This is a genomic window from Peribacillus sp. P4_C12, assembly GCF_056402095.1.
The window spans coordinates 1-1,716 of record NZ_JBFUIB010000671.1 but is presented as its reverse complement, the minus strand read 5'-3'; the positions used below and the strand labels follow the sequence as shown (position 1 = coordinate 1,716).

The 1,716-nt window shown below is 38.2% G+C and carries 2 protein-coding genes; both read right to left on the bottom strand.

Going from position 1 to position 1,716, the window contains the following annotated elements:
* Positions 1-90 (bottom strand): FAD-binding protein (locus AC1DUW_RS27830; RefSeq protein ID WP_477644056.1); only part of this gene is annotated, 90 nt, incomplete at its 3' end.
* A gap of 174 nt (positions 91-264) precedes the next feature.
* The coding region (hutH, locus tag AC1DUW_RS27825) for a histidine ammonia-lyase (RefSeq protein ID WP_477644055.1) at positions 265-1,716 on the bottom strand (1,452 nt) is incomplete at its 5' end.

Here is a 1,716-nt window from a genome sequence, read left to right as displayed (position 1 = left end):
TAATAATACCTTTTTTCCATTTTTAGATAGGAAATATCCTGCGGACATTCCCATAGATCCAGCTCCAATTACAATTACATCATAATGCATTTTTACTTTACTCCTCCTGACTAAGATGATTATCACACATTTTAGAAAGTAAGAAGTGTCAAAAAACTATGCTTTCTGCTATAGGTGTGAAGATATTAAATAAATTCCTTACTTGATGAAAAAGGAAGCCGATTCACTTAAAATGGTGAGTGTAAAACATCTTCCATTATAGTTTTAGAATTCAATTTCTCCAATAGCCATTTCGACAAGATTGACTATTTCCCCTTCATGAATTTGCCTATTTATTATTTCAATGTCAGGATAAAAGAATCGATCTTCTTTTACCATTGGGACTTGGTCGCGTATTAAATGGTACACACTTTCCGTAATCGGCGACGATTTCAAGGGGTGATGAAAATCCATTGCTTGCGTGGCCGTCATAAGCTCAATGGCTAAAATATATTCAAGTTTCTTTGAAATCTGATATGCTTTCTTCGAAGCATAATAGGCAAAACTTATCAGGTCTTCTTGGTTAGCGCATGTTGGAACATTATCTACGGTTGCAGGATGTGAAAGAACTCTAATCTCATTCAATAGTCCCGCAGCTGTATATTGTGGAATCATGTAGCCGCTATTTAACCCTGGATTAACTACTAAGAAATTAGGAAGTTCACTAAGGTGATGGTTTACTAGACGATCAATTCTTCTTTCGGTAATTTTCGCTAAATTCGCTAAGGCAATGCACATCGTATCCCCGTAGATTCCTACGTAGGAACCATCAAAATTTCCACCCATGAGTGCAATTCCATCTTCCTCTTCCGGAAATATAATTGGATTGTCACTTGCAGAGTTCATCTCATTCTCAATAGTAACCGCAGCGTCCTTCAATACTCTCTTTATGGCACCATGAACTTGTGGAATACATCGTATGCTAAGCGCATCTTGTAATCTATGTTCCTTGTATGTATCAATGATTTGGCTGCCCTCAAGTATTCTTGTTACATTTCTGGCTGTCTTAGCCTGTTCCTCATGTTTCTTTACGGTGTGGGAACGAGGATCAAATGCTTTAATTGTACCTTTTAGCACTTCTAAGGACATAGCTCCCGTAATGTCGGCAGTTTTCGCTGCTTGCATGCTATTGTATAAGGCCAAGATAGCCATAGCTGTGACAGAAGTAGTTCCACTTGTAAGTGCCAATCCTTCTTTAGCCCCCAACGTAACAGGTGCTAATCCAGCTTTCTCTAACGCTTCTATTCCAGGGATGAGCTCATCTTTATACCATGCCTTCCCCTCTCCAATCACTACTAAGGCCATGTGAGCTTCAGGAGAAAGATATCCCACTGACCCATCACCTGGAACAAACGGAAGAATATCGTGATTTAAAAGTGAAGCAATTAGATTTAATACTTTTAATCTGACTCCTGAAAAACCTTGACCTAAATTCACAAGAATCATCAATTGAATGGCTCTCACTACTTCTCTTTCTAGAGGCTGTCCAACAGAAACTGCATGAGAACGAATAATATTTCGTTGAAGAGTTTCTGCATCTTCAGAAGAAATTACCTCTGTCATATTACTGCCAAATCCTGTTGTTACACCATAAATCAATCGATTTTCATCTAAAAACTTGTCTATTAGGCTACGGGATTTATCCACCCTATCACAATATGTTTGAGTAAAGGAAAC